Annotated in this window: 22 protein-coding genes; 11 read left to right on the forward strand and 11 right to left on the reverse strand. The window is 60.3% G+C overall.

Annotated features, from left to right (window positions below; all coding sequences use genetic code 11):
* The first annotated feature begins 41 nt into the window (after positions 1 to 41).
* Positions 42 to 251 carry a cold shock domain-containing protein gene (locus AC1Q6Y_RS11910; RefSeq protein ID WP_007954750.1) on the forward strand — a complete coding sequence of 70 codons (210 nt, stop codon included), beginning with the start codon at positions 42 to 44 and terminating at the stop codon, positions 249 to 251.
* Between the two features lie 136 nt (positions 252 to 387).
* Here the strand turns inward: AC1Q6Y_RS11910 and AC1Q6Y_RS11915 are convergent, their stop codons facing one another.
* The 4 genes from AC1Q6Y_RS11915 to AC1Q6Y_RS11930 all read right to left on the reverse strand — a co-directional run bounded on the left by AC1Q6Y_RS11915 (position 388) and on the right by AC1Q6Y_RS11930 (position 5,636).
* Complete coding sequence (locus AC1Q6Y_RS11915; protein ID WP_057716183.1) at positions 388 to 765, reverse strand: hypothetical protein; 378 nt, start codon at positions 763 to 765, stop codon at positions 388 to 390.
* Between the two features lie 81 nt (positions 766 to 846).
* On the reverse strand, positions 847 to 1,656 hold the full coding sequence (locus AC1Q6Y_RS11920) for a putative RNA methyltransferase (RefSeq protein WP_090453368.1): 810 nt from the start codon (positions 1,654 to 1,656) through the stop codon (positions 847 to 849).
* Entirely contained in the window at positions 1,656 to 2,807 is a 1,152-nt protein-coding gene (gene dapE / locus AC1Q6Y_RS11925) for a succinyl-diaminopimelate desuccinylase (protein ID WP_223458812.1), read from the reverse strand. Before dapE ends, AC1Q6Y_RS11920 begins: the two co-directional genes overlap by 1 nt.
* A gap of 237 nt (positions 2,808 to 3,044) precedes the next feature.
* On the reverse strand, positions 3,045 to 5,636 hold the full coding sequence (locus AC1Q6Y_RS11930) for a glycosyltransferase (RefSeq protein WP_218495033.1): 2,592 nt from the start codon (positions 5,634 to 5,636) through the stop codon (positions 3,045 to 3,047).
* Between the two features lie 264 nt (positions 5,637 to 5,900).
* On the opposite strand from AC1Q6Y_RS11930, the gene tcdA reads away from it, so the two are divergent.
* Positions 5,901 to 6,719 (forward strand): tRNA cyclic N6-threonylcarbamoyladenosine(37) synthase TcdA, encoded by an 819-nt coding sequence (tcdA, locus tag AC1Q6Y_RS11935; protein ID WP_046041104.1) that lies wholly within the window; start codon positions 5,901 to 5,903, stop codon positions 6,717 to 6,719.
* 104 nt (positions 6,720 to 6,823) lie between these two features.
* Here the strand turns inward: tcdA and AC1Q6Y_RS11940 are convergent, their stop codons facing one another.
* The 4 genes from AC1Q6Y_RS11940 to AC1Q6Y_RS11955 all read right to left on the reverse strand — a co-directional run bounded on the left by AC1Q6Y_RS11940 (position 6,824) and on the right by AC1Q6Y_RS11955 (position 10,005).
* A complete protein-coding gene (locus AC1Q6Y_RS11940) occupies positions 6,824 to 7,228 on the reverse strand; it encodes a SufE family protein (protein WP_057716179.1) in 405 nt (134 codons plus the stop codon).
* Positions 7,225 to 8,430, reverse strand: a complete 1,206-nt coding sequence (locus AC1Q6Y_RS11945) for an aminotransferase class V-fold PLP-dependent enzyme (RefSeq protein WP_492624616.1) — start codon at positions 8,428 to 8,430, stop codon at positions 7,225 to 7,227. Before AC1Q6Y_RS11945 ends, AC1Q6Y_RS11940 begins: the two co-directional genes overlap by 4 nt.
* A 145-nt stretch (positions 8,431 to 8,575) precedes the next feature.
* A complete protein-coding gene (dapD, locus tag AC1Q6Y_RS11950; RefSeq protein WP_102669823.1) occupies positions 8,576 to 9,610 on the reverse strand; it encodes a 2,3,4,5-tetrahydropyridine-2,6-dicarboxylate N-succinyltransferase in 1,035 nt (344 codons plus the stop codon).
* Between the two features lie 32 nt (positions 9,611 to 9,642).
* Positions 9,643 to 10,005 carry an ArsC family reductase gene (locus tag AC1Q6Y_RS11955; RefSeq protein ID WP_008052792.1) on the reverse strand — a complete coding sequence of 121 codons (363 nt, stop codon included), beginning with the start codon at positions 10,003 to 10,005 and terminating at the stop codon, positions 9,643 to 9,645.
* 313 nt (positions 10,006 to 10,318) lie between these two features.
* On the opposite strand from AC1Q6Y_RS11955, the gene AC1Q6Y_RS11960 reads away from it, so the two are divergent.
* Complete coding sequence (locus AC1Q6Y_RS11960; RefSeq protein WP_223502393.1) at positions 10,319 to 11,950, forward strand: Na+/H+ antiporter; 1,632 nt, start codon at positions 10,319 to 10,321, stop codon at positions 11,948 to 11,950.
* 20 nt (positions 11,951 to 11,970) lie between these two features.
* Here the strand turns inward: AC1Q6Y_RS11960 and dapC are convergent, their stop codons facing one another.
* The 3 genes from dapC to map all read right to left on the reverse strand — a co-directional run bounded on the left by dapC (position 11,971) and on the right by map (position 16,855).
* Entirely contained in the window at positions 11,971 to 13,170 is a 1,200-nt protein-coding gene (gene dapC, locus AC1Q6Y_RS11965) for a succinyldiaminopimelate transaminase (RefSeq protein ID WP_492624617.1), read from the reverse strand.
* Between the two features lie 158 nt (positions 13,171 to 13,328).
* Entirely contained in the window at positions 13,329 to 16,031 is a 2,703-nt protein-coding gene (locus AC1Q6Y_RS11970) for a [protein-PII] uridylyltransferase (RefSeq protein WP_057716175.1), read from the reverse strand.
* 41 nt (positions 16,032 to 16,072) lie between these two features.
* Positions 16,073 to 16,855 carry a type I methionyl aminopeptidase gene (gene map / locus AC1Q6Y_RS11975; RefSeq protein WP_057716174.1) on the reverse strand — a complete coding sequence of 261 codons (783 nt, stop codon included), beginning with the start codon at positions 16,853 to 16,855 and terminating at the stop codon, positions 16,073 to 16,075.
* A 371-nt stretch (positions 16,856 to 17,226) separates the two neighbouring features.
* Here map and rpsB point away from each other — a divergent pair, with 371 nt between their 5' ends.
* The 8 genes from rpsB (at position 17,227) to rseP (ending at position 24,697) form a co-directional block, all read left to right on the forward strand.
* Positions 17,227 to 17,964, forward strand: coding sequence for a 30S ribosomal protein S2 (gene rpsB / locus AC1Q6Y_RS11980; protein WP_007978390.1), 738 nt, complete (start codon positions 17,227 to 17,229; stop codon positions 17,962 to 17,964).
* 189 nt (positions 17,965 to 18,153) lie between these two features.
* Positions 18,154 to 19,017, forward strand: a complete 864-nt coding sequence (gene tsf / locus AC1Q6Y_RS11985; protein ID WP_008052779.1) for a translation elongation factor Ts — start codon at positions 18,154 to 18,156, stop codon at positions 19,015 to 19,017.
* A gap of 214 nt (positions 19,018 to 19,231) precedes the next feature.
* Positions 19,232 to 19,975, forward strand: a complete 744-nt coding sequence (gene pyrH, locus AC1Q6Y_RS11990; protein WP_008000043.1) for a UMP kinase — start codon at positions 19,232 to 19,234, stop codon at positions 19,973 to 19,975.
* A complete protein-coding gene (gene frr / locus AC1Q6Y_RS11995; protein ID WP_008019552.1) occupies positions 19,972 to 20,529 on the forward strand; it encodes a ribosome recycling factor in 558 nt (185 codons plus the stop codon). The genes pyrH and frr overlap by 4 nt, the downstream gene beginning before the upstream one ends.
* Positions 20,530 to 20,542: 13 nt before the next feature.
* A complete protein-coding gene (gene uppS / locus AC1Q6Y_RS12000) occupies positions 20,543 to 21,298 on the forward strand; it encodes a polyprenyl diphosphate synthase (RefSeq protein ID WP_057716173.1) in 756 nt (251 codons plus the stop codon).
* Positions 21,298 to 22,104 (forward strand): phosphatidate cytidylyltransferase, encoded by an 807-nt coding sequence (locus AC1Q6Y_RS12005; protein WP_057716172.1) that lies wholly within the window; start codon positions 21,298 to 21,300, stop codon positions 22,102 to 22,104. The genes uppS and AC1Q6Y_RS12005 overlap by 1 nt, the downstream gene beginning before the upstream one ends.
* Positions 22,101 to 23,291, forward strand: coding sequence for a 1-deoxy-D-xylulose-5-phosphate reductoisomerase (ispC, locus tag AC1Q6Y_RS12010; protein WP_492624618.1), 1,191 nt, complete (start codon positions 22,101 to 22,103; stop codon positions 23,289 to 23,291). The genes AC1Q6Y_RS12005 and ispC overlap by 4 nt, the downstream gene beginning before the upstream one ends.
* A 53-nt stretch (positions 23,292 to 23,344) precedes the next feature.
* Positions 23,345 to 24,697: a sigma E protease regulator RseP gene (gene rseP / locus AC1Q6Y_RS12015; protein WP_492624619.1), complete on the forward strand. Its 1,353-nt coding sequence runs from the start codon at positions 23,345 to 23,347 to the stop codon at positions 24,695 to 24,697.
* Positions 24,698 to 24,723: the final 26 nt, after the last annotated feature.

Here is a 24,723-nt window from a genome sequence, read left to right on the forward strand (position 1 = left end):
TGCGAAAAGCCCGACCAATAATAAAAAGGGAGTATGAACAAATGGCAACACGCGAAACCGGCAACGTGAAGTGGTTCAACGACGCCAAGGGCTACGGCTTCATCCAGCGCGAGGACGGGGTGGACGTGTTCGTGCATTACCGCGCGATTCGCGGTGAAGGCCACCGTTCGCTGACCGAAGGCCAGCAGGTTGAATATGCGGTGGTGGAAGGGCAGAAAGGGTTGCAGGCTGAGGATGTTGTAGGTCTGTAACCAGAATCTTCAGAACGCCCAAAAACACTGTGGGAGCGAGCTTGCTCGCGATAGCGGTCTGACATTCAACATGGATGTTGACTGAAAGGGCCTCATCGCGAGCAAGCTCGCTCCCACAGGTTTGGTGTGTAGGTTTTTACGCGGTTTTCCAGGTGATTTCTTCTTCACCATCGGCGCTGATGCGAATCCAGCGGTCCGCCGTCTCTTCACCTTCTTCCTCGACCCAGGTGCCCGGTGCACAACGCACTTCCACGTTGAGCGCGGCAAACGCGGCGCGGGCGCAGGCGATGTCGTCGTCCCATGGGGTCTGGTCGCTTTCCAGATACAGGCTGTTCCATTTGCCGACGGCTTTTGGCAGCCAGGTCACTGGCACGTTGCCAGCCTTGCACTTGTAGGTCTGGCCCTTCTGGACCCAATCGGTGCACGGACCCAATGCCGCACCGAGCCAGGCGGCAATGGCTTTGTGGTCGACGTCGGCGTCTTTCAGGTAAATCTCGATATCGGGTTGGCGCATGGATGTCCTCACTGCGGGTCTGAAAAATCCATTCGCGGATTTAGCCGGTCTTGAGCATTTGCCCGAGACCAAAAATTAAGATTATTGAAGTACGAAATAATCGTAGCGCATCGACACGGTGACCTCGAACGGCTCGGCCTGCTCGATAACGGCAGCACGGCGCTCGGCACTGGCGCGCCAGCCGTGGGGCGTCATGGCCAGCAGGTTCGCCCGGTCTTGACCGCTTTCCAGCGTCAGTTTGAATTCCAGGGTTTCGCTGTGGGCCAGCGCCATGCCTCCCGGCACCAGGGCCAGGTGCTTGTCGTCAGTGTATTCACGGACTTCGTCGTACAGCCGCTCGCGCAGTTCCATCAGGTGGCCGCTGGTCGGCCCGACTTTCATCAGGCCGCCGCCAACACTGAGCAGGCGCTTGGCTTCTTCCCAATCCAGCGGGCTGAAGACGCTGGCCAGGAACTGGCAACTGCCGGAAGCCAACGGCACCCGCGCCATGCTGGCGATCAACCAGGTCAGCTGCGGGTTGCGTTTGCAGGCGCGTTTGACTGCTTCGCGGGAGATGTCCAGGGCATAACCTTCGGCATCTGGCAGGGCCTCGGCGATTTGCGCGGTGTAGTAACCCTCGCCACAACCGATGTCCAGCCAGTGCTGTGGTGCATAACTGGCAGCCAGCTCCGCCAGACGCTTGGCCACCGGGGCGTAGTGCCCGGCATTCAGGAAGTCGCGGCGGGCTTCGACCATCGCCTGGTTATCCCCAGGGTCACGGCTGTTCTTGTGCTGCACCGGCAACAGGTTCAAGTAACCCTGGCGCGCACGGTCGAAACGATGCCCGGCGGGGCAGGCTACGCCGTTGTCCACCGCATTGAGCGGCTCACTGCAGATCGGGCACGCAAGCATCAGGCGAGCAACTTGATCAGGGTCTGGTAGTAGATTTCGGTCAGCACGTCGAGATCGGCTGCCAGCACACGTTCGTTGACCTGGTGGATGGTCGCGTTGACCGGGCCCAGCTCAACAACCTGGGTACCCATGGTCGCGATGAAGCGGCCATCGGAGGTACCACCGCTGGTGGACGCTTTTGTTTCGCGACCGGTGATGTCCTTGATGCTCGCCGACACCGCGTCGAGTAGCGCGCCAGGTTCGGTGAGGAACGGCAGGCCGGACAGCGCCCAGTCGATGTGCCAGTCCAGGCCATGCTTGTCGAGGATGTCGGCGACGCGCTTTTGCAGGCCTTCGACCGTCGATTCGGTGGAGAAACGGAAGTTGAACACCGCCACCAGGTCACCCGGGATCACGTTGGTCGCACCGGTGCCGGAGTTGACGTTGGAGATCTGAAAACTGGTCGGCGGGAAGAAATCGTTACCGTGGTCCCAGTGCTCGGCTGCCAGTTCGGCCAGGGCCGGGGCGGCGAGGTGGATCGGGTTCTTGGCCAGGTGCGGGTAGGCCACGTGGCCTTGCACACCGCGCACGGTCAGCTTGGCGCCGAGGGAGCCGCGACGACCGTTCTTGACCACGTCACCCACCAGGGTGGTGCTCGACGGTTCGCCGACGATGCACCAGTCCAGACGTTCCTTGCGCGCGGCGAGGCGTTCGACCACGGCCTTGGTGCCGTGGTGCGCCGGGCCTTCTTCGTCGCTGGTGATCAGGAAGGCGACTTTGCCCTTGTGATTCGGGTAGTCGGCGACAAAACGCTCGGAGGCGACGGTCATGGCGGCGAGGCTGCCTTTCATGTCGGCGGCGCCACGGCCGCAGAGCATGCCGTGTTCGTCGATCAGCGCGTTGAACGGTTCGATCTGCCAGGCCGCCACCGGGCCGGTCGGGACCACGTCGGTGTGGCCGGCGAAGCACAGCACCGGACCGTCGTCCTGGCCGTGGGTGGCCCAGAAGTTATCCACATCTTCGATGCGCATCGGTTCCAGGGTGAAACCGGCATCGCCCAGGCGCTGCATCATCTGCTTCTGGCAATCGGCGTCGATCGGCGTCACGGACGGACGGCGGATCAGGTCGATGGCGAGTTGGAGGGTCGGCGAAAGGTCGGCGTGGGCCGTCATGGAAAACTCCGAAAATCATGAATGTGGGCGCGGGCTAAATGTGGGAGCGAGCTTGCTCGCGATGGCGTTGTGTCAGTCAACATAAACTTTGATTGTTACATCGCCATCGCGAGCAAGCTCGCTCCCACAGGTATCGGGTTCGTTCTGTAAACCCCGACACGCCAGGCCCCGCAAAATGGCGCTTATCTTAAAGCAAAACGGCGACCATTGGCCGCCGCTTAGTGCATCCGCGCAGATTTAGACGACAGGTGCCGTTTCAGGCTCGGTGGCCGGTTTCGGCAGCGACGACAGGAACGCCATGATCAGCGCCGCGACGTACGGCAGCGACTGCACCAGCAGCATGATGACCCAGAAGCGCATGTCGTTGCTCGGCATGCCGTTCACCAGGTAGATCCCCAGGGCCGCGCTCCACAACAGCAGCATGATGAACATCTCTTCCCGGGCTTCGGAAATCGCCACCCAGAAGCCGTGGTTGTCGGCATTCTTCGGCGTACGGAAGAACGGAATGCTGCTGGTGAAGAAACCGTACAGCACCGCTTTGGCGATGGTGTGGGACAACGCCAGACCGGCCAGTGCCGCGCAGAAGGCATCCTTCAGATTCACCCCGACCGCACGACGGTAGAGGAAGATGATCTTGGCGACCTTGAACACGAACAGCGCCAATGGCGGGATTGCGAAGATCAGCAGCGGCGGATCGACCCGTTGCGGCACGATGATCATTGCCGCCGACCACAGCAGCGCGCCAACGGTGAAGAAGATGTTCATGCCGTCCGCCACCCACGGCAACCAGCCCGCGAGGAAGTGGTAGCGCTGGCCACGTGTCAGCTCGGTGTCTTTGCCGCGCAGCAGGCTGGCGGTGTGGCGCTTGATGATCTGGATTGCTCCGTAGGCCCAGCGGAAACGCTGTTTCTTGAAGTCGATGAAGGTATCGGGCATCAGACCCTTGCCGTAGCTGGTGTGGTAATACGCTGCCGACAGGCCTTTTTCGAATACCCGCAGGCCCAGTTCGGCGTCTTCACAGATGCACCAGTCGGCCCAGCCCAGCTCTTCGAGCACCGAGCGACGGGTCATGGTCATGGTGCCGTGCTGGATGATCGCGTCGCGGTCGTTGCGGGTGACCATGCCGATGTGGAAGAAGCCTTTGTATTCCGCGTAGCAGAGCTTCTTGAAGGTGCTTTCGTTCTGGTCGCGGTAATCCTGCGGCGACTGCACCACGGCGATTTTCGGGTCGGCGAAGTGCGGCACCATGTGCTTGAGCCAGTTCGGGTGCACGCAGTAATCGGAGTCGATCACCGCGATCACTTCGGCGTCCTTGGCGGTGTGCGGGATCAGGTAGTTCAGCGCGCCGCCCTTGAAGCCGGCCAGTGGTGCCACGTGGAAGAACTTGAAGCGCGGGCCGAGGGTTTCGCAATAATCGCGCACCGGTTCCCAGACAGCCGGGTCCTTGGTGTTGTTGTCGATGATCAGGACTTCGAAGTCCGGATAGTCGAGGTTGGCCAGGGCGTTGAGGGTCTGTTTGACCATCTCCGGCGGCTCGTTGTAACAGGGCACGTGAATCGACACTTTCGGGCGGTAGCTGGAGTCGCCTTCCACCGGCAGGAACTCGCGCCGGCGCTTGTGCACCCACACCGCTTCGGCCAGTTCATGGGCTTCGGTCAGCAGCACGATAAACACCCCGAGCGCACCGAGGGCGAGCAAAAAGCCCACCGTCAGGCTGAACCAGGTGCTGTATTGCTGGCTGTAGTCGTAACCGATCCACACCAGTACCGAACCACACAGGAACGCAATGAAGGTCAGGAAGGTACGGCCACGCTGGCGCAGGGCCGAGCCGTCGATCATCAGCAGGGTCAGCGACAACAGCGCCAATACCACCGAACCAATGGCCAGCACGCGCCATTGCGGAATCGCCACCACCGGGCCTTCGAAGTTGAACTTCTGCTGGCGCGCGGCGTTGAACACGCCCCAGTAGGCGCCGACGGAACCTTCGTCGCTGGCTTTCCACGGCTGGTCAAACGCTTCGATCACGAAGTAGTTGAAGCCCTGGCGATTGAGCTTGTTGACCAGGGTTCGCAGATAAATCGCCTGGTCCGCCGGGGAGGCGTCGGCGCCACCACGCATGCGGCCGTTGCTCGGCCAGCCCACCTCGGACAGCAGCAGTGGTTTTTTCGGGAACATCTTTTTCAGGTCGCGGGCGCGGTCGAGGACGAACTGCCCGGCCTTGTCCATCGGGACGAATTCCCAGTAAGGCAGGACGTGCGCGGCAATCAGGTCGACGTGCTTGGCCAGTTCCGGGTGTTCTTCCCACACGTGCCACTGTTCGGACGTGGTCACCGGCACTTTCACGGCGGCACGCACGCGATCGAGCATGACGCTGAGTTCCTGGGCGGTGATTTCCTTGCGGTAAATGGCCTCGTTGCCGACCACCACACGAACCACGCTGCGCGAGGAGTTGGCGATTTCAATGGCACGGGTGATTTCCCGTTCGTTGCGTTCCAGGTCCGGGCTGATCCAGATCCCCAGAGTCACCCGCAAGCCGAACTCTTCCGCCAGTTTCGGGATGTTCTGCAGCGTGCCGTCGACCGAGTAGATGCGGATGTTGTCCGTCAGCTTGCTCATGATCTCCAGGTCGCGACGCATTTGATCGTCGGTCGGGTACTGGTCTTTCTGCGGGAACTGGCCCTGCTGGAATGGCGAGTACGAGAAGCCGGAGATCTGTTCAGGCCAGTTGGGGGCGGTGACCGGGCGGTTGATCAGCGCCCAGAAGCCGGTAAACAAGGCTGCGATGGCGAGCACCACGACCAGGTTGAGTCCAAATTTACGCGATGACATAGTTATTTCGGGTTCCAAAGACTGTGGAACGAAGGAACGGTTGGCGGTCGCCAAGGGGCGCGCATCCTACACCGGGCATTCTCTGGTCGTACAGCGGACAGGGAATTGCCGGACATTGGGCAATCCAAGTCGGTTTAAGTTCTTTCTTTAGAGCGTGTAGGACGAATCTTTGTTCGATGTATTTTTCGTGGATGTTGCCCGTTCATAGCGCAATGATGCTCTTGGGCGCCGACGGCCCTATAATGCGCGCCGGTTTTTGGGGTAATGGTCATGAGTACAGAAGATCCGCGGTTTGCTGGCATCGCCCGCTTGTATGGCATTGAAGGCCTTGAGCGCCTGAAAGCGGCCCATGTGGCGATCGTGGGCGTCGGTGGCGTCGGTTCCTGGGCGGCGGAAGCCATGGCCCGTTGTGGTGTTGGCGAAATTTCGCTGTTCGACCTCGATGACGTCTGCGTCAGCAATGCCAACCGCCAGTTGCACGCGCTGGACAGCACGGTGGGCAAGCCCAAGGTTGAGGTGATGGCCGAGCGTCTGCGCGGGATCAACCCGGACTGCACGGTGCATGCGGTGCCTGACTTCGTGACCCGCGACACCATGGCCGAGTACATCACGCCGAACATCGACTGCGTGATCGACTGCATCGACAGCGTCAATGCCAAGGCCGCGCTGATCGCCTGGTGCAAGCGGCGCAAGATCCAGATCATCACCACCGGCGGCGCGGGCGGGCAGATTGACCCGACGTTGATCCAGGTCTGCGATCTCAATCGCACGTTCAATGATCCATTGGCGTCGAAGGTGCGCTCCACGCTGCGCCGCGACTACGGCTTCTCACGCACCGTGACCCGCCACTACAGCGTGCCGTGCGTGTTTTCCACCGAGCAACTGCGCTACCCGAAACCGGACGGCAGCATTTGCCTGCAGAAGAGTTTTGTCGGTGATGGCGTGAAGCTCGACTGTGCTGGCGGGTTTGGCGCAGTGATGATGGTAACGGCGACGTTTGGCATGGTCGCGGCGACCAAGGCTGTGGACAAGATTGTCGCGGGTGTGCGGCGGCCGGCGGAGCGGGTCAAACCGCAGGTTTAGTCGGTGTGGCTGAAGGCCTCATCGCGAGCAAGCTCGCTCCCACATTGGAATGCGTTCCTCCTGTGGGAGCGGGCTTGCCCGCGATGGGCTGCGAAGCAGCCCTCTTATTGAGCCAACTCCCGCATCCGCTGAAGCACCGCATTCAAGCCATTGCTGCGGGACTCGGACAACTGCCGCCCCAACCCCAGCTGATTGAACCAGTCCGGCAAATCCACCTGCTGCAACTCGGCCGCGGACAAGCCGTTGACCCGCGCCAGCAGCAACGCCACCAACCCGCGAATCAACCGTGCATCACTGTTGGCGCTGAACTGCCAATGACCGTCGCGCAACTCGCCCACCAGCCACACCTGGCTTTCACAGCCGTGTACCCGATTGGCGTCGCACATTTGCGTGTCGCTCAACGCGGGCAGGCGCTCGCCCCATTGCATCAGCAGGCGTGCGCGTTGTTCCCAGCCTGCCGCTTTCTGAAAGATATCGAGTGCCGTCACGGCATCGGCAGGCAGGTTCATCGCAATAGCTCCAGCGCCTGATCCAGGGCTTCAAAGAACCGCTCCAGGTCTTCGGAATCGTTGTACAGCGCCAACGACACCCGAATCGCTCCGGCCAGTTCGAAGCGTTTGAGCAGCGGCATCGCGCAGTGGTGGCCGGCACGCACCGCGATCCCTTGTTCGGTCAGCAAATGCGCGAGATCGGAGTTATGCACACCCTCGACGGTGAAACTGGCCAGTGCCACTTGCGGCTTGCCCAGCAGGCGAATGCCGTTGCGCGCCTCCAGGCCCTTGAGCAGACAGGCATGCAACGCGGCTTCATGGGCAGACACGGCGTCCTGATCGAGCCCGGCGAGGTAGTCCAGGGTCGCTCCCAGGCCGATCACGCTGGCAATCGGCGGCGTCCCGGCCTCGAAACCCAGCGGTGCCGGGCGAAAGCGTGCGTCGTGATAATTGGCATCGAGCACCATTTCACCACCGAACTGCCAGGGACGCAGTTGTTGCAGTGCTGTGTTGCGCCCGAACAGCACACCCAGGCCATCGGGGCCGTAGAGCTTGTGGCTGGAGAACACATAGAAATCACAGCCCAGCGCCTGCACGTCGTGGCGACCATGGACCACGCCCTGGGCGCCGTCGATCACGGTCAGGGCGTTGTGCGCCTTGGCCAGTGCCAGCAATTCAGACAGCGGCTGCCATGCGCCAATCACGTTGGACAACTGGCTGACCGCCAACAGACGCGTGCGTGGGCCGATCAAACCGGCGGCGGCTTCAAGGTCGATCACGCCGTCGGCATCCAGCGGCAGGATCACCAGTTTCAGGTCGCGACGGTGCGCCAGTTGCTGCCACGGCAGCAGGTTGGCGTGATGCTCCAGGGCGCTGATGACAATCTCGTCGCCCGGATTGAAAAGATGTTCCAGGCCATAGGCCAGGAGATTCAGCGCGGACGTCGCGCCGTGGGTAAATATGATCTGCCCGCAATCGCCAGTATTGAGCCATTGCGCGACTTTGCGGCGGCTGTCCTCGAACGCCTGGGTGGCGTGGGCGCCGGGTAAATGCTGTGCCCGATGCACGTTGGCCGCGCCGTTGGCGTAGTAGTGCGCCAGTGCATCGAGCAGGGCTTGAGGTTTTTGCGTAGTGGCGGCGTTGTCCAGATAGGTCTGGTCTTGCCGTTGCAGGGCGGCGATGGCCGGAAAATCGACACGCCAGGGGGAGAGAATCATCATGCTGTTCGGCCTATGCACTTGATCCCTGTGGGAGCGAGCTGGCTCGCGATGATCGCTTGGACGACACGGGCTGTCTGATGCCCCGCGTTATCGTTGACGTCCATCGCGAGCAGGCTCGCTCCTACAGGAACAGGGATCGTGTGGCTTAGTTGTGAGCGTGCAGCGCTTCGTTCAGCTCGATGGCCGATTTGTGGGTTTTGCATTCCACGGCACCGGTCTCCGAATTGCGACGGAACAGCAGGTCTGGCTGGCCGGCCAGTTCACGGGCCTTGACCACTTTGACCAGTTGATTGTTCTCGTCCAGCAGCGCGACTTTGGTACCAGCGGTCACGTACAGGCCCGACTCGACGGTGTTGCGGTCGCCCAACGGGATACCGATACCGGCGTTGGCGCCGATCAGGCAGCCTTCGCCGACCTTGATCACGATGTTGCCGCCGCCCGACAGGGTGCCCATGGTCGAGCAGCCGCCGCCCAGGTCCGAACCCTTGCCGACGAATACGCCAGCGGATACGCGGCCTTCGATCATGCCCGGGCCTTCGGTGCCGGCGTTGAAGTTGATGAAACCTTCGTGCATCACGGTGGTGCCTTCGCCCACGTAGGCACCCAGACGCAGGCGCGCAGCGTCAGCGATACGCACGCCGGCCGGAACCACGTAGTCGGTCATTTTCGGGAACTTGTCCACCGAGAACACTTCCAGCAGTTCGCCGCGCAGGCGGGCTTCGAGTTGCAGTTCGGCCAGTTCGCTCAGGTCGACAGCGCCCTGGCTGGTCCAGGCCACGTTCGGCAGCAGCGGGAAGATCCCGGCCAGGTTCAGGCCGTGTGGCTTGACCAGGCGATGGCTCAGCAGGTGCAGCTTGAGGTAGGCCTCAGGGGTGGACGACAGCTGGGCGTCTTCGGCCAGCAAGGTGGCAACCAGCGGCTTGTGGCTCTCGGCCAGGCGGGTCAGCAGTTTGCCTTGTACCGCGTCGATGCCTTTCACGGCTTCAGCCAGTTGCGCGGCCTGCGCGGTGGTGAAGGTGATGGCCTGGTTGCCTTCGCTGTAACCGAGGATCGGCGCAATGGCGGCGACCAGTTCGGCGGGCGGGTTGAGCAGTGGCTGGGCGTAGAACACTTCCAGCCATGCGCCTTGACGGTTTTGAGTGCCGACACCAAAGGCCAGGCTGAACAGGGTAGTAGACATGTTGATACCTCTAGCAAATTGAAACGGGCTGCTTACTTGAGCGCGGCCGCGTAGATATCTGGCTTGAAGCCAATCAGGGTTCGGTCACCGAGATCAAGCACCGGGCGCTTGATCATCGAGGGTTGTGCGAGCATCAGTTCGATGGCTTTCGTCTGGTCGAGATCGGCTTTGCGTTCGTCGTCGAGCTTGCGAAAGGTCGTGCCTGCACGGTTCAACACCACTTCCCAGCCGTGCTCGTTGCACCATTGGGTCAGGTGTTCACGGTCGATACCGACCGCCTTGTAATCATGAAAGTCATAGCTGACAGCGTGTTCATCGAGCCAGGTGCGCGCCTTTTTCATGGTGTCGCAGGCTTTGATGCCGAAAAGGTGCAACGTTTTGCTTGAAACGGTCAAGGAATTGCCCCCTTTGCAGGTGCCGTAAATAAAAGGTGACGGATTATGCCATGGCCGGACGGTTTCGCGGCGGCTGTGGTCGGGTTTGTCGCTGAGTCATGGCATAAAACCTTTGTAGGAGCGAGCTCGCGAAGAACCTGAGAACGCCGCGGGGTGTCAGGTATACAGCGTCATCGTTAACGACCATCGCGAGCGAGCTCGCTCCTACAGGGGGTTGTAGTTCTGGCGTGCGACATTGGTGCAAGGGTCAGTAGACAGTCTAAGCGGCTAATATGGCACTTCAATGCTGTTGATCGTCCGGGAACCACGCTTTATGCAAACCGCTTATACCGTCCTGATCCTGTTGATGCTGGTTGGCGTTTCGCGCCTGATCGGACGGGTGGTTCCGCTGCCGTTGCCGTTGGTGCAGATTGCCGCTGGGGCTTTGCTCGCCTGGCCGACCCTGGGCCTGCACGTGGCCCTCGACCCCGAACTGTTCCTGTTTCTGTTCCTGCCGCCGCTGTTGTTCTCCGACGGCTGGCGCATGCCCAAGCGCGAATTCTGGCACTTGCGCGGCCCGATCCTGACCCTGGCAGTGGGCCTGGTGCTGTTCACTGTGGTCGGCGCCGGGTATTTCATTCACTGGTTGTTGCCCGGTGTGCCGTTGCCGGTGGCGTTCGCCCTGGCAGCCGTGCTGTCACCGACGGATGCGGTGGCGGTGTCGGCCATTTCCCGCAACAGACTGCCGACCCCCTTGATGCACATCTTGCAGGGCGAGGCGCTGATGAACGACGCCTCGGGCCTGGTGACATTCAAGTTTGCCCTGGTGGCGGCGGTGACCGGTGTGTTCTCGCTGGCCAATGCCAGCCTGACGTTCGTGCTGGTCGCTGTCGGTGGCCTGGCGGTCGGGGTGGCCTTGAGTTGGCTGGTCGGCCGTCTGCGAGCGTGGATGATCGAGCGGGGCTGGGATGATCCGGCGACGCATGTGGTGTTCATGTTGCTGCTGCCGTTTGCGGCCTACGTGCTGGCCGAGCGCATGGAAGTGTCGGGCATCCTCTCGGCGGTGGCGGCGGGAATGATGCAGAGCTGGCTCGACCTGTTGCCGCGCCAGACCAACACGCGCTTGCTCAACCGAAGTGTCTGGTCGCTGCTGGAGTTCGCGTTCAACGGTTTGATCTTCCTGCTGTTGGGTTTGCAGTTGCCGGACATCATCAAGGCGGTGGCCAGTCACGAAACTTCGTTATGGCCGACGTTGTTGTATCGCGGGCTCGACGTGGTGGCGATTTTCCTGGTGCTGCTGGTTTTGCGGTTCGTCTGGGTGCAAAGCATCTGGCGATTGTCGGTACTGCTGCGGCGATTGCGCGGCAAGGGTGAAGTGACCCGGGTGCCGACGGCGCGATCCTGTTGGTTGCTGACCGTGGGCGGCGTGCGCGGGGCCGTGACGCTGGCGGGTGTGATGTCGGTGCCGATGCTCATGGGAGGGAGCGCATTTCCCGAGCGCGACCTGCTGATTTTCATCGCCGCCGGGGTGATTCTGCTGTCGTTGATTGCGGCCTGCATCGCGCTGCCACTGTTGTTGCGTGGCATCGAAGCCAGTCCGGACGACAAGCGGCGCAACGAAGTGCGCGACGCCTGGCGCAAGACCGCCGAGGCGGCCATTCATGCGCTTGAGACAGAAGAGGTCAATCCACAGGACGCCGCCCAGTCCGCACTGGCCGTCGAGCTCAAGGCGCGGATCATGTCCGAGTACCGACATCAGTTGGAGGTGTTCAACGACTCCGCTGAGGCGCAAGCCCTGGCGTTTCAGATGGACTTGCTGGAACGGCGTTTGCGCTTGAAGGCGCTACGGGCGCAGCGCCTGGAGTTGTACAGCCTCAGTCGTCATCACCAGATTGGTGATGACGTGTTGCGTGAGGTGTTGGGGGAACTGGATCTGAGCGAGGCCAAACTCGGTCAGGTGAAGTAACACCTGCCCCCCGTGGGGGGTTATTTGCGGCGCTGGATGAAATCGCGAATCCGCTCGGCTGCTTCAACACACTCTGCCAGCGGCGCAACCAGCGCCATGCGCACACGCCCGGCCCCCGGATTAACGCCATCGACGTCCCGCGACAGGTAAGAACCCGGCACCACGGTCACGTGCTCCTGCTCGTACAGGTCTCGGCAGAACGCGGCGTCGTCACCGGCGACATTCGGCCACAGGTAGAAACTGCCATCCGGACGCTGTACGTCCAGCACCGGGCTGAGGATTTCCAGCACCGCATCGAACTTCTCGCGATACAGCGCCCGGTTGGCGCGCACGTGCACTTCGTCATTCCACGCGGCAACGCTGGCCAGTTGGGTTTGAACCGGCATCGCACAGCCATGGTAGGTGCGATAGAGCAGGAAGCCCTTGAGGACGTCGGCATCACCGGCCACAAAGCCCGAGCGCAGGCCTGGCAGATTCGAACGCTTGGACAGGCTGTGGAACACCACGCAACGCTTGAAGTCCTTGCGACCCAGTTCCGCGCAAGCGCTGAGCAGGCCTGGCGGCGGCGTTTGTTCGTCGAAGTACAGCTCGCTGTAGCACTCATCGGCGGCAATCACGAAGTCGTATTCGTCGGCCAGGGCAATCAGCTTTTTCAGGGTCTCGACCGGGATCAGGGCGCCGGTCGGATTGCCAGGCGAGCACAGGAACAGGATCTGGCAGCGTTGCCAGATGTCCGGAGATACGGCGTCGAAATCCGGGTTGAAGCCGTTTTCGTCCAGGCATGGCAGGTAATGCGGCTTGGCCCCGGCGAGGAACGCCGCGCCTTCGTAGATCTGGTAGAAGGGGTTCGGGCTGACCACCAGCGCGTCATCGCCACGGTTGACTACGGTCTGGGTGAAGGCGAACAGCGCTTCGCGGGTACCGTTGACCGGCAGCACGTTGCGCGCCGGGTCGATCCAGCCCTTGGGCACATCGAAGCGACGCTCGCACCATGCCGCGATGGCTTCACGCAGCTCCGGGATACCGAGTGTGGTCGGGTACACGGCCATTTTTTCCAGATTGCTGGCCAGGGCCTCGGCGACAAAGCTTGGCGAACGGTGTTTCGGCTCGCCGATGGACAGCGCGATCGGACGCTTGTCCGGATTGGGCGTCACGCTGCCGAGCAGAGCGCGGAGTTTCTCGAACGGGTAGGGCTGGAGCTGGGACAGAGCGTTGTTCATCGATAAATCTCGTTCGGTGTTGGAGCGGCGCTGGTCCCTGTAGGAGCGAGCTTGCTCGCGATGGTCGTCAACGATAACGCGTTCTTGCCAGAATAACGCGGCGTATTTGAGTTCATCGCGAGCAAGCTTGCTCCTACAAAAGGCGGGCCGTTGTTAAGTCAGATGCTGATGCGCGACAGTTTGATATCAGGTTCCTGGTTGACGCTCAGTTGTTCGACGATCGCATCCTGCAGGCGGCTGCACAGCAGCGGGTCGGACAACGGCTGATTGTTGGCGTCGGTGATGAAGAACACGTCTTCCACGCGTTCGCCGAGGGTGGCGATCTTGGCGTTCTGCAGCGACAGATCGAACTCCAGGAAGATCGTGCCAATCCGCGCCAGCAGGCCCGGGCGGTCGGGCGCGGTGAGTTCCAGCACCGTCACCGGGCGTTGGGCGTCGTTGTGGATCGTCACTTGTGGTGCAAAGGCGAAATGCTTGAGCTGACGTGGCACCCGGCGCTGGATGATGGTCGGGTAGTTGTCCGGGTTACGCAGGGCTTCGGTCAGACCCTCGCGGATCTGTTTGACCCGCGCCGGATTATCGCCAATCGAGTCGCCGTCGGTGTCGAGCACGATATAGGTGTCGAGGGTGAACTGGCTGCTGGAGGTGATGACCCGGGCGTCGTGAATGTTCAGGTTGAGCTGGTCCATCGTTGCCACGGTCACGGCAAAGAAGTCGTGCTGGTCCGGGGCATAGATGAAGATCTGCGTGCCACCTTCGAACTCGCGCTGGGTGGTTTCCTTGATCAGCACCAGTGGTCCGCCGTCGGCCGGTTGCTGGAGTATCGCGTCGCTGTGCCAGGCCACGTCGCCGGCGGTGTGGCGCAGGAAATAGTCATCACCCAACTGCGCCCACAATTGCTCGACATCGTCCGGGTCGGTGCCGCCGCGCACCAGGATATCCAGGGCGGCGCTCTGGGTCTGGCGGATCTGCTCTTCGCGATCCACCGGGTTCTCCAGGCCACGGCGCAGGGCGCGCTTGGTCTCGGTGTAGAGCTGGCGCAGCAGGCTGGCGCGCCAGGAGTTCCACAGGGTCGGGTTGGTGGCGTTGATGTCTGCGACAGTCAGCACATACAGGTAGTCGAGGCGGGTTTCGTCGCCAACGATCTGGGCGAAATCGTGGATCACCTGCGGGTCGGACAAGTCCTTGCGCTGGGCGGTGGTCGACATCACCAGGTGGTTTTGCACCAGCCACACGATCAGGCGACTGTCCCACGTGGGCAGTTGATGACGCTGGCAAAAGGCCTCGGCATCCACGGCACCGATGTCCGAGTGATCGCCATGCCGGCCTTTGCCGATGTCGTGGTACAGGCCGGCCATGTAGATCAGCTCGGGCTTGGGCAGCTTGCCCATGACTTTGCTGGCCAGCGGGAATTTTTCCGACACCTGGGTGTACTGCAACTTACGCAGGTGTTTGATCAGGTTCAGGGTGTGGGCATCGACCGTATAGATGTGGAACAGGTCGTGTTGCATCTGCCCGACGATAAAGCCGAATTCGGGCAAATAACGCCCAAGGATGCCGTAACGGTTCATTCGCCGCAGGTTGCGGTGGATGCCGATCTTGCATTTGAACAATTCGATAAACAGGCTGGTGTTGCGAATATCGTTGCGGAAGTCGTCGTCGATCAGGTGGCGGTGTTCCCGCAGCAGGCGAATGGTGTCGGCGCGCACGCCCTTGATTTCGGGCTGCTGGGCCATCAGCACGAAGATTTCGAGCATGGCGAACGGCGTGCGGCGAAAGACGTTGTCGTTGCGTGCCTCGATGTAGCCGTCATGCAACTGGAAACGCGAGTTGATCGGCTGCGGTGGCGCTTCGTCTTCCGGTGCGAGGATGACTTCCTCGAAGTGCTGGATGATCAGGTCGCTGAGTTGGGCGATGCTCATGACCACCCGATAATACTGTTGCATGAAGTTTTCGATGGCTTGCTTGGCGTCGTCGCCTTTGAAGCCCAGCAGCCCGGCAATGGTGCGCTGGTGATCGAACAGCAGGCGGTCTTCGGCGCGGCCGGCCAGCATGTGCAGGGCATAGCGAACCTTCCACAGGAACTCCTGGGAGGAGGCGAGCAGGGCGTTTTCGCTCTCTACCAGGAACCCTTCGCCTGCCAGTGCCCGCAGGTTCAGGGTGCCGTATTCGCGACGGGCCACCCACAGAATCGTCTGGATATCCCGCAGGCCGCCGGGTGAGCCTTTGACGTTGGGTTCCAGGTTGTATTCGGTGTCGTTGTACTTGTGGTGGCGAGCCTTTTGTTCGGCATGCTTGGCCAGGAAGAAGTCCTTGCTCGGCCACATATGCCCGGTGCTGGTGACGTCCAGCATGCGCTGGCGCAAGCGCTCGGGGCCGGCGATGGTGCGGCTTTCCATCAGGTTGGTGACGACCGTCAGGTCGGCGCGGGCCTCGACGGCGCATTCGTCGACCGAGCGAACGCTCTGGCCGACCTCCAGGCCGATGTCCCACAACAGCGTCAGAAAACGCTCGATGGAATCGCGGAAAACCTCGTGGTCGGCGCTGTCCAGAAGGATCAGCAAGTCGATATCGGAATAAGGGTGCAATTCACCACGGCCGTAGCCGCCGACCGCGACCAGCGCGATGTCGGCGTCCTCGCTCCAGCTGAACTGCTCCCAGGCCTTTTGCAGGATGTTATCGACGAACCAGGCGCGATCCTCGATCAGCCGGCGAATGTCCCGGCCATTGCGAAAACGCGTGTCGAGCACTTCGCGGGCCTGGCGGATCGCCTTCTTGAAGGCCGCGATCGGGCTTGCCTTCAGGGCCAGTTCAGCCTGGAACTGGCCGCGGTCGAAGAGTTCGGGATCCACCTGCGGCATCGATTGGCTTTCCTTTCTATAGGCGATGTACGGTAGCGGGATCAGGCCGAAACGCGAGGGATGGTGTCATCGCTGCGCAAGGTGAAGATCTCGTAACCGGTTTCGGTCACCAGCAGGGTGTGTTCCCACTGTGCCGAGAGCTTGCGGTCCTTGGTGATCGCGGTCCAGCCGTCGCCCAGTACCTTGGTGTCGGCGCGGCCCTGGTTGATCATCGGCTCGATGGTGAAGGTCATGCCGGCCTTGAGTTCCATGCCGGTGCCAGCGCGACCGTAGTGCAGGATCTGCGGCTCTTCGTGGAATACCTTGCCGATACCATGGCCGCAGAATTCGCGAACCACCGAGAAGCCGTTCTTTTCCGCATGCTTCTGGATAATTTCGCCGATGTCGCCCAGGCGGCAGCCGGGTTTGACGATCTCGATCGCCTTGTACATGCATTCCTGGGTCACCTGGGACAGGCGCTCGGCCCAGACAGGTACGTTGCCGACGTGGAACATCCGGCTGGTATCGCCGTGGAAACCGTCCTTGATGACGGTGACGTCGATGTTCAGGGTGTCGCCATCTTTGAGCGGCTTGTCGTTTGGAATGCCATGGCAGACCACATGGTTGATCGACGTGCAGATCGACTTTGGATAGCCCTTGTAGTTGAGCGGGGCAGGGATGGCTTTCTGCTCATTGACGATGTAGTCGTGGCAGATCTGGTTCAGTTGATCGGTGGTAACGCCCGGCTTGACGTATTCGGCAATCATTTCCAGCACATCGGCGGCCAGTTTGCCGGCGATACGCATTTTGGCGATATCCTCGGGAGTTTTGAGGGTGACGGTCATACAGGCTCTCTCTGCGCCAGGCGGCGCTTTCTAGACGGAAGGGGCAATGCGCGATCGAACTTCGCGGCCCTGAAAAATACGATTCTACCAGACGATCAGCGCAAATCTGCGGCTGTGTGCATCGCTTCTCTCTATAGAATGGTGCATTCTTGGCGGATTCCAAGGGGTGGAACAAAACGCTCGCCAGGATTTCAGAATCCGGGTTCCGTTTTGCCCTGTCTTGTGATATAAAATGCGCCGCTTTCCGGGGATGTCCCGGGAAGCCTAAATCCACACACGTGTCGACACGATGACCTGGGTGCCTTCAGCTGATGCTGCTGGTTGGTCATTGGGATACGTGGAGGCCAAACCCGACTTATTAAGGAACTATCATGTCCCAAGTCAACATGCGCGATATGCTGAAGGCCGGTGTGCACTTCGGTCACCAGACCCGTTACTGGAACCCGAAAATGGGCAAGTACATTTTCGGTGCGCGTAACAAGATCCACATCATCAACCTTGAAAAAACCCTGCCAATGTTCAACGAAGCTCTGACTTTCGTAGAGCGTCTGGCCCAGGGCAAAAACAAGATTCTGTTCGTCGGCACCAAGCGTTCCGCTGGCAAGATCGTTGCTGAAGAAGCAGCACGTTGCGGTTCGCCGTACGTCGATCACCGCTGGTTGGGCGGCATGCTGACCAACTTCAAGACCATCCGTGCTTCCATCAAGCGTCTGCGTGACCTTGAAGTACAAGCCGAAGACGGTACTTTCGCCAAGCTGACCAAGAAAGAAGCGCTGATGCGCACTCGTGACCTGGAAAAGCTGGATCGTTCCCTGGGTGGTATCAAGGACATGGGCGGTCTGCCAGACGCTCTGTTCGTTATCGACGTTGATCACGAGCGCATCGCGATCACCGAAGCCAACAAGCTGGGCATCCCGGTTATCGGCGTAGTCGATACCAACAGCAGCCCGGAAGGCGTTGACTACATCATCCCAGGCAACGATGACGCAATCCGCGCTATCCAGCTGTACATGGGTTCGATGGCTGACGCTGTCATCCGCGGTCGCAACAATGTTGCCGGCGGCACCGAAGTTTTCGTTGAAGAAGCTCCGGTAGCAGCAGCTGAGTAATTGACGCCTTGGCGTTGACTCAGTAAGCAAAAAGGGGGCTTGGCCCCCTTTTTGCCACCTCGAAAACCATTTGTCGGCGCCCACTGCTCTATCTGTAACGTGCGGCAGCTAACAAGGGTGGTTCGGGAAGAATTGATCGCCCGTTCGATCGGGTGGAATGGTTGAAAACCTATCCAAGAGGATTTTGAAATGGCAGAGATTACTGCAGCGTTGGTCAAAGAACTGCGCGAGCGTACTGGCGAAGGCATGATGGACTGCAAAAAGGCCTTGACCAAGGCTGGCGGCGACATCGAGAAAGCCATTGATGACATGCGTGCTTCGGGCGCCATCAAGGCTGCCAAGAAAGCCGGCAACGTTGCCGCTGAAGGCGCTATCGCCATCAAGGCTGACGACAAGGCAGCCGTGCTGCTGGAAGTTAACTCGCAGACCGACTTCCTGGCCCTGCAAGACGACTTCAAGAACTTCGTTGCTGCCTGCGTAGAAAAAGCCTTCGACGAAAAACTGACCGACGCAGCTCCGCTGATCGCCGCTCAGGAATCGGCTCGTGAAGCTCTGGTCGCCAAAGTAGGCGAGAACGTCAACATTCGTCGCCTGGTACGCGTAGAGGGCGACGTTGTCGGCACCTACCTGCACGGTAACAAGATCGGTGTTGCTGTTGTTCTCAAGGGCGGCGATGTTCAGCTGGCCAAAGAGATCGCCATGCACGTGGCGGCAAGCAACCCTGAGTTCCTGCTGCCATCGCAGGTTTCGCCAGAAGCCATCGAGCGCGAGAAGGGCGTTTTCCTGACCCTGAACGAAGACAAGATGAAAGGCAAGCCAGCTGAAATCGTCGAGAAGATGATCGCCGGCCGTATCACCAAGTTCCTGGCTGAAGCCAGCCTGGTAGAGCAAGCTTTCGTGATGAACCCGGAAGTCACCGTTGGTGCCCTGGCCAAGAAAGCCGGCGCTGAAATCGTTTCCTTCACTTACTTCAAAGTAGGCGAAGGCATCGAGAAGCCAGTGGACAACTTCGCAGAAGAAGTTGCTGCCCAGCTGGCTGCCGCCAAGCAATAAGACGGTTTTTTAACTGTCGCCCAGAAGAGGCTGCCCGCTCACGCGCGCAGCCTCTTTTCAGATGGGGTATCAATTTTTATTTGGTTTCCCTTTGGAACTGGCTTACAAAGCCATGTTCCGATGGCGCTGAAGCAGTGCCAAGCTAGAGTGAGCGTCAGCTGTAAAACAGCTCGCAAAGAATTTTTTTTAAAATACGCCGCAGGAGAGATTCGCAATGGCTCAGCAGGGCAGTGGTTATCAGGCTCGCTATAAACGCATTCTACTCAAGCTTAGCGGCGAGGCCCTGATGGGCTCGGAAGAGTTCGGGATCGATCCGAAAGTTCTGGATCGTATGGCATTGGAAGTTGGCCAGCTGGTCGGCATCGGCGTTCAGGTTGGTCTGGTTATCGGTGGTGGCAACCTGTTCCGCGGTGAAGCGCTGAGCAAGGCTGGCATGGACCGGGTCACCGGCGACCACATGGGCATGCTGGCCACTGTGATGAACGCCCTGGCGATGCGCGACGCCCTTGAGCGCGCCAACATCTCGGCCATCGTGATGTCCGCTATTTCCATGGTTGGCGTGACCGATCACTACGATCGTCGCAAGGCCATGCGTCACCTGAATTCCAAGGACGTGGTGATTTTCGCGGCCGGTACCGGCAACCCGTTCTTTACGACGGATTCGGCAGCCTGTCTGCGTGCAATCGAAATCGATGCCGATGTCGTGCTCAAGGCGACCAAGGTCGATGGTGTCTACACCGCTGACCCGTTCAAAGACCCGCATGCCGAGAAGTTCGATCATCTGACTTATGATGAAGTGCTGGATCGCAAGCTGGGTGTGATGGATCTGACGGCCATTTGCCTGTGCCGCGACCACAAGATGCCACTACGCGTATTTAACATGAACAAGCCCGGCGCCCTGCTGAATATCGTACACGGCGGCGCTGAAGGGACCCTGATCGAGGAAGGCGAACAATGATCAACGAAATCAAGAAAGACGCTAAAGAGCGCATGCAGAAGTCTGTGGAGTCCCTGTCGCACAACTTCGGCCGCATCCGTACCGGCCAGGCGCACCCGAGCATCCTGGAAGGCGTGATGGTGCCGTACTACGGCGCTGACACCCCGATCAAGCAAGTGGCCAACATCACCGTCAAGGACGCCCGCACCCTGCAAGTCGTTGCCTTCGAGCGCAACATGCTCGGCGCAGTCGACAAGGCTATCGGCAGTGCAGGTCTGAACTTGAACCCGACCAACCTCGGCGAGCTGCTGCTGATCAGCATGCCGGCCCTGACCGAAGAAACCCGCCGCGGTTTCACCAAGCAGGCCCGTGACGTCGCTGAAGACGCTCGTGTTGCCGTGCGCAACATCCGTCGCGATGCCAACAGCTCGTTGAAAGACCTGGTCAAAGAAAAAGAGATCAGCGAAGACGAAGAGCGTCGCGCCACTGGCGAGATCGACGACCTGACCAAGAAATTCGTGGCTGAAATCGACGCGAAGCTGGCAGAGAAAGAAAAAGACCTGATGGCCGTATAAGGGTCGCGTTTTCATGGAAAAGACTAAGCAGACTGCACCGTCCGCGGTGCCGCGCCATGTCGCGATCATCATGGATGGTAACAATCGCTGGGCGAAAAAACGCTTTATGCCAGGTGTCGCCGGGCATAAAGCGGGCGTGGATGCGGTACGTGCAGTCATTGAAGTCTGCGCCGAGGCCAAGGTCGAAGTGCTGACTCTGTTCGCCTTCTCCAGTGAGAACTGGCAACGTCCGGCCGATGAGGTCAGCGCTTTGATGGATCTGTTCTTCAAGGCGCTGCGTCGTGAGGCCAAGCGCCTCAACGACAACAACATCAGCCTGCGCATCATTGGTGACCGCTCGCGTTTTCATCCAGAGCTGCAGGCTGCCATGCGTGAAGCCGAGGCCATGACGGTTGGTGCCAATCGTTTTGTCCTGCAGATCGCCGCCAATTACGGCGGTCAGTGGGATATCGCGCAAGCTGCGCAACGACTGGCGCGAGAAGTTCAGGCCGGGCACTTGCGTCCGGAAGACATCACGCCTGATCTGCTGCAGACCTGCCTGGTCACGGGCGATCTGCCGTTGCCGGACCTGTGCATCCGCACCGGTGGCGAGCACCGCATCAGCAACTTCCTGCTCTGGCAACTGGCCTATGCCGAGTTGTATTTCTCCGACCTGTTCTGGCCGGACTTCAAACACGATGCCATGCGCAATGCGCTGGCCGATTTCGCTTCCCGCCAGCGCCGCTTCGGTAAAACGAGCGAGCAGGTCGAGGCTGGAGCCCGGGTTTAATGCTTAAACAACGAATCATCACCGCACTGATCCTGCTGCCGATTGCCTTGTGCGGATTCTTTCTGCTTGAAGGTTCCGGTTTTGCACTGTTCATCGGGCTGGTCGTGACCCTTGGTGCCTGGGAATGGGCGCGTCTGGCGGGTTTTGCCGCTCAAGCGTACCGCGTTGGCTATGCCGCTGTGGTCGCTCTGGTGCTGTTCCTCATGTACATCCTGCCCGGCCTCGCGCCTTGGGTATTGGGCGCTTCAGTGCTGTGGTGGGCAGTGGCGACGTATCTGGTGCTGACCTATCCGCGCTCGAGCGAGCAATGGTCCAGTGCGGCGACCAAGTTGGTGATCGGCCTGTTGATTCTTCTGCCGGCCTGGCAAGGTCTGGTGCAGATCAAGCAATACCCGCTGGGTAACTGGCTGATCATGGCGGTGATGGTGTTGGTCTGGGGTGCCGATATTGGCGCCTACTTCTCCGGTCGCGCTTTCGGCAAACGCAAGCTCGCACCACAGGTCAGTCCGGGCAAAAGCTGGGAGGGCGTGTACGGTGGTCTGGCGCTGAGCCTGGTGATTACCACAATCGTTGGTCTGGTACGCGACTGGACGGTGGCCGAGCTGCTCAAAGGGTTGATCGGTGCCGCGCTGATCGTGTTCATTTCGGTGGTGGGTGATCTCACTGAAAGCATGTTCAAGCGTCAGTCCGGGATCAAGGACAGCAGTAATCTGCTTCCGGGTCACGGCGGCGTGCTGGATCGTATCGACAGCCTGACGGCAGCGATTCCGGTGTTTGCAGTGCTGCTGTGGATGGCTGCACCATGAGCCGCCCACAACAGATTACCGTTCTGGGGGCGACCGGCTCGATTGGCCTGAGCACGCTCGACGTCATCGCTCGTCACCCTGATCGATATCAGGTCTTTGCCTTGACTGGCTTCAGCCGCTTGAGTGAATTGCTGGCGCTCTGCGTACGCCATGTCCCGCGATTTGCCGTGGTGCCTGAGATCGCAGCTGCCCGCACCCTGCAAGATGATTTGCGCGCGGCGGGTCTCTCGACCCGTGTTCTGGTGGGTGAGGAAGGTTTGTGTCAGGTCGCTTCCGATCCGGAAGTCGATACGGTCATGGCGGCCATCGTCGGTGCGGCGGGTTTGCGCCCGACACTGGCGGCGGTGGAGACTGGCAAGAAAATTCTGCTGGCCAATAAAGAAGCGCTGGTCATGTCCGGCGCGCTGTTCATGCAGGCCGTGCGCAAGAGCGGTTCGGCGTTGCTGCCGATCGATAGCGAGCACAACGCCATTTTCCAGTGCATGCCGCTCGATTATGCCCGTGGCCTTGAGGTGGTTGGCGTACGTCGGATTCTGCTGACGGCTTCCGGCGGTCCGTTTCGACAGACGCCCATGGCGGAGCTGGCGAATGTTTCTCCCGATCAGGCGTGTGCTCATCCGAACTGGTCCATGGGGCGAAAAATCTCCGTCGACTCGGCCAGCATGATGAACAAGGGGCTTGAGTTGATCGAAGCCTGCTGGCTGTTCGATGCCAAGCCTTCGCAGGTGGAGGTGGTGATTCACCCGCAAAGTGTGATCCATTCGCTGGTCGACTACGTCGATGGTTCTGTTCTGGCACAGCTGGGTAATCCGGACATGCGCACGCCCATCGCCAATGCCCTGGCCTGGCCGGAGCGGATTGACTCGGGCGTGGCGCCGCTGGACCTGTTTGCCATTGCGCGGTTGGACTTCCAGGCGCCCGATGAAAAACGTTTCCCGTGCCTGCGTCTGGCTCGTCAGGCGGCCGAAGCGGGTAACAGCGCGCCAGCCATGCTCAATGCGGCGAACGAAGTGGCGGTAGCGGCATTTCTCGACGAACGGGTTCGTTACCCGGAAATCGCGAGTATCATCGAGGAAGTACTGAATCTGGAGCCCGTAGTGGCGGTGGATGATCTCGATGCGGTGTTCACGGCAGACGCGAAGGCCCGATTGCTGGCCGGGCAATGGTTGAGCCGTCACGGGCGGTAAATGCTGCGGATAGTTGGCCCAGGCAGCAGCGGATAGGAATGCGGAGAAAGTAGATGAGCGCGCTCTATATGATTGTCGGCACCCTGGTCGCTCTGGGTGTGCTGGTTACCTTCCACGAGTTCGGCCATTTTTGGGTCGCGCGTCGCTGTGGGGTCAAAGTGCTGCGTTTCTCCGTAGGCTTCGGCATGCCTTTGCTGCGTTGGCACGACAAGCAGGGCACCGAATTTGTCGTCGCCGCCATCCCGTTGGGCGGCTACGTCAAAATGCTCGACGAGCGCGAAGGTGAAGTACCGCTCGATCAGCTTGATCAATCCTTCAATCGTAAATCCGTTCGTCAGCGCATTGCCATCGTAGCGGCGGGGCCGGTTGCCAACTTCCTGCTGGCATTGGCGTTCTTCTGGGTGTTGGCAATGCTCGGCAGCGAGCAGGTGCGTCCGGTCATCGGCGCTGTCGAGTCCGGGAGTATTGCGGCCAAGGCAGGTTTGAGCCCCGGCCAGGAAATCGTGGCCATTGATGGTGAGGCGACTTCCGGCTGGGCGGCGGTGAACCTGCAACTGGTGCGTCGCCTGGGCGAAAGCGGTTCGTTGCAGATAGTGGTGCGCGAACAGGGTTCCACGGCCGACTCTCCTCGTGAACTTGTGCTGGACAAGTGGCTCAAAGGGGCTGACGAGCCCGACCCTATCCATTCTTTGGGGATTCGTCCATGGCGTCCGGCATTGCCGCCTGTCCTGGCCGAGCTCGATCCAAAGGGGCCGGCCAAGGCTGCCGGCCTGAAGACCGGTGACCGGTTGCTCGCGCTCGATGGTCGTACGCTCGATGACTGGCAGCAGGTTGTCGATACCGTCCGTATGCATCCTGATACCAAAATCATGCTGCGGGTTGAGCGCGACGGTGCTCAGATCGACGTCCCGGTGACGCTTGCCGCTCGCGGCGAGAGCAAGTCGCCAAGCGGTTATTTGGGGGCAGGGGTGAAAGCGATCGACTGGCCGCCGGAGATGATCCGCGAGGTCAGCTACGGGCCATTGGCAGCAATTGGCGAGGGGGCTCGACGCACCTGGACCATGAGCGTGCTGACCCTCGATTCACTGAAGAAAATGTTGTTCGGCGAGCTCTCGGTAAAAAACTTGAGTGGACCGATAACCATTGCTAAAGTGGCGGGCGCTTCGGCCCAGTCGGGTGTTGCTGATTTCCTGAATTTCCTTGCTTATCTGAGTATTAGCTTGGGCGTTCTGAATTTGTTGCCCATTCCGGTACTGGATGGGGGGCATTTGTTGTTTTATCTGATCGAGTGGGTGCGTGGTCGTCCCTTGTCAGATCGGGTGCAAGGTTGGGGGATACAGATCGGTATCAGTTTGGTGATCGGGGTGATGTTGCTTGCTCTGGTTAATGATCTGGGTCGACTGTAACGCTTCGCTGAATTGCGAATCTGCCG

It is taken from the genome of Pseudomonas sp. GW823-FHT06E10 (genome assembly GCF_058794995.1).